Raw genomic sequence first — 8,799 nt, forward strand, 5'->3', positions numbered from 1 at the left:
AAGCGTAGAGCGTAAAGAGGGGTATTGGGTTTAAAGTGCAGAGCATTGTTTATTTAGCGCAGAGTGTGAAGCGAATGGCAAAAGATCTTTCCATTTCCCCGTTAGGGGATGAAGAACAATAGATGTGACGATCAAAACGCAATTTTTCCCCGTAGGGGATTAAGGAACGGTTTCTAAAGTTCCAATGTTCCAGGGTTTCAACGTTCCATTATTCCAGCGTTTCGGGTGTTTAAGGTCAATTTGTGATTTGAGATTTTCCAGTTTCGAATAAAGAACGTTAAGCTTAGAATAAACTGATGAACACCATTAATATCGAAAGAACAAAGAATGATCAAGGCAGGAAAGTGAGACTGCCAACTGCATGGATCCTCAAAACTGCGCAATGTGCCACAAGGGCTGCTTCCACTTTGTTTCAGCGGGATTTGCCCAAATGCCAACGCTAAAGGCTTACCCACTGCGCATCAGTTCGTTTGCTCTCCTGCTGCGCAATCCGCGTTAAAATGATCAATGCACACTATGCCTAAGTACAGGCAGAATGTGCATTTTTACTTCGTTATACTGATGGTAACCTGATTGTTACCTATTGAGACGAAACCAATTTGGATCATTCGGTTTGTCGTCCCGGACAGGTAAAGGTGTAAGACCTTTATAATTTCTGCCCTGGAAAAATCAGACCGAAAATTAACGGGTTGGAGAAAGTTCAATCGTTATATTTTGGGTATTTCCAGCTGAAACCTTTACTTCTTCCAATATGGTTTCGTTGTAGGAAACATAAGAAGCATAGATTTTGTATTTGCCAGCCGGGACATCCTGAATACGGCATGTGCCTTCCAGATCGGTGTATGCTTTAGTTCCTGTTTCGCTGATGGTAATCAAAACACCGGTAAGCGATTCGCCCGTCAACTTATCTTTAACCGACAGCGAAATAGTTGATAAAGAAGCTGATTCAGGGGAAGTGTTTTTCACGTCATTTCCTGCAAACAGGGAAATGGAACATGTGGCAAACAGAATCAGGATTGCAATACGTGCTTTCATTGTTTATCTATTTTAATCAGCACAAATGTATAGCCCTGATATTAACCTAAAATTACAGCATCATTATTATTACACGAAATAATAATTAAACTAATGTTAAGTTTTAAAACCGATAATTACTGATGGGCATCGCGCAGAAGGTCGAAGACAGTTTTTACCGGATTGAAGGTTGCAAGAGGAACGTCGACAAACACCGTGTTCCATCCTGCCATGGATCCGTTCCAGAGCCCGGGTAATTCCAGTGCCTTAAGTTCTTTCCCGTCCTTAGATTTAACCGAAATAAAACCGGTTTGCGGATCTCGGAATTTCGGGAGTTCGTAATTTGTTCCATCGGGCTTCCGGATGGAGCAGACCAGGTCAACGGGATTAAAGTGCGTGGATTTCCTGACGATTTCCCATTGTTCCGCATCCTTTTGGTTAATTTGCGAAAGTTCCACGATTTGCAGGGAAAGTGTACCATCAGTCTGGCGCACCCAGAAAGGACCGCCTCCAGGTTCCCCTTCATTTTTAACCATTCCGCAGACGCGGATAGGTCGGTCGAGTTTGTCGATGAGAAAGTCAATAAATTCTTTCTGATTCCCTGATTTTTTAACATTATAATGGAATTCCTGCTCGACAAAAAGCAAAGCTTCGTTAATCAGTTCCGAAGAAGGATTTTTTCTGAGATTTTCCAAAAAGTAAAACACTTTTTCTCTCAGGGAAAGGAGGATTCCGCCCAGGACTTTTTTCCAATGGACAGTAGGTTCTTTCAGGTGATCGGGTACTACATTATCTATGTTTTTGATAAAGATTAGGTCGGCCTGCAGTGATTGGAGATTTTCAAGGAGAGCACCGTGTCCACCCGGTCTGAAGACAAGGTTTCCGTTTGAATCGCGGAAGGGCTGATTAAATGCATCAGCAGCAATGGTGTCGGTTGAAGGCTTTTGTACAGAAAATTCCACCTCATAGGTAACCTGGAAAAGCCGTTCATAGAATGCCTTTTTTTCCATAAACAGGGCAATGAAGGCATCCCTGTGTTCCGGGGAAACGGTGAAGTGCAGCCGGCAGCGGTCGCCGGCACCTTTGGCATAAAGAGCCGCTTCAGTCAGGTGTTCTTCCAATGCTGTTCTTGCTCCGCCGGGGTAGGCATGAAAAAAAATCAGCCCTTTGGGCAAGGAACCATAGTTCATTCCTTCCCGATCAAGAAATGCTGAAAGGATAGAGGAATATTGTTCCGGCCTGACTTTCTCCTGAAGAGTTATGTCATGAGAAACAAGGACTTTTTTCAGTTCGGGATAAAAGGCAAATTTGTGCAGGTTAGCGAGGAATTCACGGGCAGAAGGCGTCAATGATGTAATTCCTTTATCAAGAGCATTCTTCCACTCGAAAAGATCCTTGAACATTCGTGTTGCAGCTCCTGATGCCGGAACAAATTTGAGCAAATCCATCCGTGGAGCAGAAGATTCAAATGCATGACTATAGTGTTCCTGTTCCGGCAGATCAAGAACACGAATACCATCACCCGGCACCGCAGGCCGATCAAGCGATGCGTATGGGAAACCATTCCGAAAAAAATCCAGTTGCTGGTTAACCTCTTCAATACTAATCCCTTTTTCTTCCAGAAGTTTCAGATCGTTTTGGGTCCACATAGGCATATTTCAGATTTAAAGGGGTTCGATTATTAACGTTCAGCAGAGGCCTGCATGCCAGCTTCAAAGGCTTTCAGATTCAGGTCAATTACAGAAGGTCCTTTTTGTGCAAAGAGTGTTTTTATTCCCAGCACCAGGCTTTCAGGCTTCAGATGAATAAAACGGGAGGCAGCGCCCAGCATTACCATGTTGGATGCTCTGGCTGAGCCGCAGAGGGAAGCAATTTCGTCTGCATTGATCAGCACTGTATTTTTATAGTTACTGTACTCATGCATCAGGGAATCCAGGGAAGGATAATCAGGAATGTTTATAAAAGGCTGGCTATTCGACACTATCCAGCCGTCGGGAGACAGCCAGGGAAGGTAGCGCAGAGCCTCCAACGGTTCCACGGAGAGAATCAGGCTGGCAGAAGACAGGGGTATAAGGTCAGAGGCTATGGGCCTGGAGCTGATTCTGACGTGCGACTGAACAGCTCCGCCTCTCTGGCTCATACCATGAATTTCGGACTGTTTAATGTGCATATTTTCTTCCAGGGCCGCAACTCCGAGGACAGCCGAGATGGAAATTATGCCCTGCCCCCCTACTCCGCAAAGGATGATATCGGTTTTCATATCGTGTTTTCCTGTTGGAATCATTTTATATCAGTCTTTTGAATATTCTTCATTTAATACTCAGAACAATAAGGACAGGTTCCTGTTAATTCTTTTTATGTCTGCGGGCTGAAGTCTGGATGCATTCCCTCTGAAAGATGACAACTGACAGACCTCTATAAAGAATTTCCTGCCGTAGAACTTGCACATTCTGTTCATGATTCTTTTTAAGGGGAACCAGGGTTACAATGTGATCGGGGCTGACCCCAAGTCCTTTGCAGATTTCGACCAGACGATTAGTGGCGTGGGATTTCTGGCCGCCGGTCATAGCTGTTGCGGAGTTATCGGAAATGATGACGGTTATGGGTGAATTTTCAATCACTGCATCGAGAAGCCCTGTCATTCCGGAGTGGGTGAAGGTGGAATCACCGATAACGCAAACAGAAGGGGACATACCTGCATCGGCAGCTCCCTTTGCCATAGTAATGGAAGCACCCATATCCACGCAGCTGTAAATTGCATTGTAAGGAGGCAAAGCGCCGAGGGTATAGCATCCGATATCGGAGAAAACTTTCCCTTTGCCGAATTCCTGCATAACTTCATCGAGAGCCAGGTACAAATCGGCATGGCTGCAGCCGTTGCATAAAGAAGGTGGCCGGGGAACAACAACCGGAGGGGGTGCAAAAGTTTGCTTTGCAGGAAATCCAAAGGCGGAGGCCACGATATCGGGCGTCAGTTCTCCGTCGCGGGGGATTGTCCCATCAAGGCGTCCTTTTATCTGCTTGCTGGCGGGGAATGTTCCGCTGAGCATTTCCTCCACAAAGGGATATCCGTCTTCCAGTACCAGAATGGCTGAGGATTGTTCAAATATTTTTTGTATGTGTTGAACTGGCAAAGGATATTGCGAGAGTTTATAAACGGGACCCGGGTAATTTCCTTCAGGAAAGCATTCATTCAAATAGTTCCAGCCTGTTCCGCAGGCAATAATTCCGGTGGTACCAACCGGATTTAAAACAGCCGAGTTAAAAGGTGATTGTTCGGATGCTTTGAGGAATTCTTCCTGAAGGGTCAGTAGGCGTTTGTAGCGTTTGCGGGCCAGCGCCGGCAACAGGACGAACTGGAGGGGATCTTCGGGCAAACGGTTTGGTTTTTGAGGGAGCGGAGGCCGGGTTTCGACCTGTGAACGGGAATGAGCGAGGCGGGTAGTGATGCGCATCAGTACAGGTACGCCGTATTTTTCTGAAAGATCAAAGGCGTTTCTGGTCATGTTATAGGCTTCCTGCTGGGTAGAAGGCTCGAATACAGGGATCTGGGCAAATTTGCCATAGTATCGTGAATCCTGTTCATTCTGGCTGGAATGCATGGACGGGTCATCCGCGGCCACAACAACAAGACCCCCATTGACTCCGGTAATGGCAGCGTTCATAAACGGATCTGCCGCCACATTCAGCCCGACATGTTTCATGGCCACCAAAGCCCGTTTTCCGGCGTATGACATGCCGAGGGCTTCTTCCATAGCGGTCTTTTCGTTAGCTGACCAGAGGGCATGCACATTGTGCTGTGCGGCATATTCGCTTGCCTGAACATATTCCATAATTTCCGTTGAAGGGGTTCCCGGGTATGCATATATTCCCGAAATGCCGGCATCCAGTGCCCCCTGTGCAATTGCTTCATCTCCAAGCAGTAAAAGCTTCCGCATATTGTATTTAGGTTTCTTCAAAGGTATAAATAAACCTGAACAGGTTCGAATAATATACAAACGGTTATTCACCAACAATGGTAACCATGACAGTTCGTGAACCTCCCTGCCGTCTGAACTCACACAGATAGATACCCTGCCAGGTACCAAGGTCCAGCCGACCGTTCCGTATGGGGATAGTAACAGACTGGCCGAGCAATGAGGATTTCAGGTGGGCAGGCATATCATCACTGCCTTCGAGGGTATGGGTATAGACCGGGTCATTTTCGGGAATCAGTTTATTGAGAAAGGATTCGAAATCATAACGCACTGACGGATCGGCATTTTCGTTAATAGAAATTGCTGCCGAAGTATGTTTGATAAAGATGTGAACGATCCCCTTCTCAGGTAATTTGCCAATTTTCTCGGTAATGAGATGGGTAATCAAATGATAGCCTTTGCGGAATGCCGGCAAATGAATTTCGTATTGCTGAATCATGGAATTGTGTTTTTTTTGCGAAAATAAATCATATATGCAATTTCGCTTCGTTTTTATAGTTTAGCTATTTTACAGCTTCCGTATCAGATGAAAGCAAGAATAACAGCAATCCTTTATCTGTCTTTTTTATGCTTTGGTGTTTTGGCGCAGGAAGCGTATGTGGTATCGGGCCGGGTATTGTCGGAGGATGGTAAACCGGTACCCTTTGCCAATGTTGTGGTAAACGGCACAGGTATCGGTACGGTAGCTGATGATTCAGGAAGATTTGACGTCAGGGTGCCGGGCAAAGGAGAATGGAAGCTTCAGATCAGTTCAATAGGTTATGAGCCAAGGATTTTCAGTGTGCAGGCTGAACCTCAGGGAAAAAACCAGGTTGTTGTTATCCTGAAAGAAAATTTGCAGGAAATTGATGAAGTGCGGATTAATCAGGCAATCAACCAGACAGCTAACCTGACGCGGATTGACATGAAGACGGTGCAGATGCTACCCAATACTTCGGGAAATTTCGAATCGATTTTAAAAACACTTCCCGGAGTATCGTCCAATAACGAGCTTAGCTCGCAATATTCTGTGCGGGGTGGCAATTTTGATGAGAACCTTGTTTACATCAACGGCATCGAGGTGTTCAGGCCTTTTCTCATACGGAGCGGGCAGCAGGAAGGATTGAGTTTTATCAATCCGGACCTGATCCAATCGGTTCAATTTTCGGCCGGGGGATTTGATGCCAGTTACGGAGACAAGATGTCGTCGATTCTTGATGTGACCTATAAAAAGCCGGCTCGTGCAGGAGGTTCGGTTTCGGGCAGTCTGCTCGGAGGCAGTGCCCATCTTGAAGGGATTTCATCCAGATCGCATCTTTCGTGGATTGCTGGCCTGCGTTACAAAACCACACAATATTTGCTGGGAAGTCTTGATACCAAAGGGGAATATAAGCCGGCCTTTTTTGATTTTCAGAGTTATTTAACATGGACACCGGGTTCCGGCAGTGAGATTGGCCTTTTAACTAATATGAGCATTAACAGCTATCATTTCATTCCGGTAACAAGGGAAACTGATTTTGGCAACATTTTCAGTGCCTACCGTTTAAAAATTTACTATGACGGAAGCGAACTTGATAAGTATACCACCCTTATGGGGGTTCTGACCTACAGGCAAAAATTAGGAGAGAATGTTGACATTAACTTTAGTTCTTCAGCCTATACCTCAGGAGAAAGAGAGACATTTGACATCGAAGGGCAGTATCTGATCAATGAACTGGATACCAGAATAGGAACAGAGACGTCGGGCGACAGCATCAAGAACATTGGTGTAGGAACCTTTCTGGACCATGCCCGTAACCGGCTTCTGATCAATGTATTTTCCCTGCAGCATTCCGGCAGGTTTTCTATTCCGGGGTATACCCTGAGGTGGGGCCTCCGTGCCCAGTCAGAGGTAATACATGACCGGCTCAGTGAATGGAAGCTGGTTGATTCGGCGGGTTACAGCCTGCCCTATTCCGAAGAGGAAGTAAGCCTGTATGATGTAGTAAAATCTAAAAATAACTTTTCAACCTGGCGCGCATCCGGTTATTTCGAAAACACATTTTCGACCGGATTATGGGGTGGCGATGTCTATGTTACCGCAGGGATCCGTGGGATATACTATCATTTCAGCAATCAATTGCTTGCCGATCCGAGGATTTCGCTGGCATGGAACCCCAGATGGGAAAAAGATTTCCGCTGGCGGCTGTCAGCGGGAATATATGACCAGCCTCCGTTTTATAAGGAAATGCGCAATCCTTCCGGAATTATTAACCGGAACATAAGAGCACAACGGTCAGCCCACCTGCTGGCAGGCAGTGATTATTATTTTACCGCATGGGAAAGGCCCTTTAAATTCACTGCGGAGCTGTATTATAAATATATGTGGGATCTGATACCTTACAAACTTGAAAATGTCCGTGTACGCTATTCAGCACAGAATATAGCCAAAGGGTATGCAACGGGATTCGATCTGAAGCTGAACGGAGAGTTTGTAAAGGACGCTGAAAGCTGGGTCAGCTTTTCGCTGATGCGCACCATGGAAGACATCAGCAACGATTTTTACATCAACAGTGAAGGAAAAAAGACAGAACCGGGCTATTACCCGCGGCCAACCGATCAGCTGGTAAATTTCGGTCTGTATTTTCAGGATTATGTTCCCCAGAATCCCAGTTTCAGAGTCAGCCTTTATTTTCTCTACGGGAGTCCTCTCCCCTTCAGTCCACCGGTAGCCGATCGGTATGATCTGGTGTACAGGATGCCGGCCTATAAGCGGGTCGATATCGGATTTATAAAAACGTTAAAGGAAGAAGGAAAAGCCTCCGGGCAGATTGCGTTTTTTAATGTATTCAGGAGCATCTATATTAGCGCAGAAGTATTTAATCTATTTGGCGTGAACAATACCATTTCCTATTTATGGGTACGCACGGTATCAAACCTTCAGAACGTGCCCGGTATGTTTGCCGTTCCAAACTATCTTACCGGAAGAAGGTTTAACATTCGTTTGCAGATGAATTTCTGAGCGTGAAGGCAATTAAGCCCTGCCTTGAAAAAAGAAAGAGAGCTGTTACACAAAACAGCTCTCTTTCTTAAGGGTTACTACAGCAATTATTTTTTCATGAATTTAACTGCGGCAGAAGTATTGTCTGCATTTCGGGTAACGAGGAAGTAAATACCGTTGTGCAGATCAGAGACATTTATTGTCACAACCTTCTGGTTTACAGCATTTAACTGCTGCATCGTTTGTCCGAGCAAATTGGTAACAGTAATGCTAACAATAGGAGCATCGGATGATACCGTAATGGTTTCCGTTGCAGGATTGGGATAAACCAGAACATTGTTTTTAGCAGTAATTTTGTTGACAGAATTTACATCCCATATTGAACCGCGAAGAACAGGAGAACCAGCCAATGGAAGGAAATTGGGAGTACCGTTCTGAACAAAAGGATCGGCAATTTTCAGCTGGGAATTGGAAATAAGCGTATCATTGCTGCGTGATGCGTCGAAGTACCATGCAGCTTCTTCAGCAACTGTCGGCCAATCTTCTCCCGACTTAACACCGAAGAAATTTGTCATTCCGGCCATCACCGAATGATATAATTTTAATTCATCGTTTTTGGCGTTCTGGATAGAAGGTCCTTCAATATAAAGACCGGTAGGCCAACCTGCAAACAGGGAATTATAAATCTGAATTTTTGTATTTCTTCTAAGGTGCATAGCTCTGAGATAATCTCCGCTGATTTGAGTAGAGGGAGTAGCCAATGGTCCGAAGGAGCTTATGTTGCTGAATACAGGTGAAGTAAAAGGTTCGGCAGCAGAACCGCTTCCGTCGTTATCGGACTCGAAGCTA

The 8,799-nt window shown here is 45.4% G+C and carries 7 protein-coding genes; 1 reads left to right on the plus strand and 6 read right to left on the minus strand.

Features of this window, described 5'->3' with window-relative positions:
* Nucleotides 1–681: 681 nt before the first annotated feature.
* The 5 genes from GX419_11555 to GX419_11575 form a co-directional block, all read right to left on the minus strand.
* Nucleotides 682–1,035 (minus strand): carboxypeptidase-like regulatory domain-containing protein, encoded by a 354-nt coding sequence (locus tag GX419_11555; GenBank protein NLI25329.1) that lies wholly within the window; start codon nt 1,033–1,035, stop codon nt 682–684.
* A gap of 116 nt (nt 1,036–1,151) precedes the next feature.
* Complete coding sequence (locus GX419_11560; protein NLI25330.1) at nt 1,152–2,663, minus strand: DUF4301 family protein; 1,512 nt, start codon at nt 2,661–2,663, stop codon at nt 1,152–1,154.
* A 32-nt stretch (nt 2,664–2,695) separates the two neighbouring features.
* Entirely contained in the window at nt 2,696–3,274 is a 579-nt protein-coding gene (locus GX419_11565; GenBank protein NLI25331.1) for an indolepyruvate oxidoreductase subunit beta, read from the minus strand.
* 85 nt (nt 3,275–3,359) lie between these two features.
* Nucleotides 3,360–4,952 (minus strand): indolepyruvate ferredoxin oxidoreductase, encoded by a 1,593-nt coding sequence (locus tag GX419_11570; GenBank protein NLI25332.1) that lies wholly within the window; start codon nt 4,950–4,952, stop codon nt 3,360–3,362.
* Nucleotides 4,953–5,016: 64 nt separating this feature from the next.
* Nucleotides 5,017–5,430: a YjbQ family protein gene (locus GX419_11575; GenBank protein NLI25333.1), complete on the minus strand. Its 414-nt coding sequence runs from the start codon at nt 5,428–5,430 to the stop codon at nt 5,017–5,019.
* 87 nt (nt 5,431–5,517) lie between these two features.
* Here GX419_11575 and GX419_11580 point away from each other — a divergent pair, with 87 nt between their 5' ends.
* Nucleotides 5,518–7,971 (plus strand): TonB-dependent receptor plug domain-containing protein, encoded by a 2,454-nt coding sequence (locus GX419_11580; GenBank protein NLI25334.1) that lies wholly within the window; start codon nt 5,518–5,520, stop codon nt 7,969–7,971.
* 86 nt (nt 7,972–8,057) lie between these two features.
* On the opposite strand, the gene GX419_11585 is transcribed toward GX419_11580, so the two are convergent.
* A partial coding sequence (locus GX419_11585; GenBank protein ID NLI25335.1) for a T9SS type A sorting domain-containing protein occupies nt 8,058–8,799 on the minus strand: 742 nt, incomplete at its 5' end.

The sequence above is a fragment of the Bacteroidales bacterium genome, from assembly GCA_012517825.1.
GTDB lineage: Bacteria > Bacteroidota > Bacteroidia > Bacteroidales > JAAYUG01 > JAAYUG01.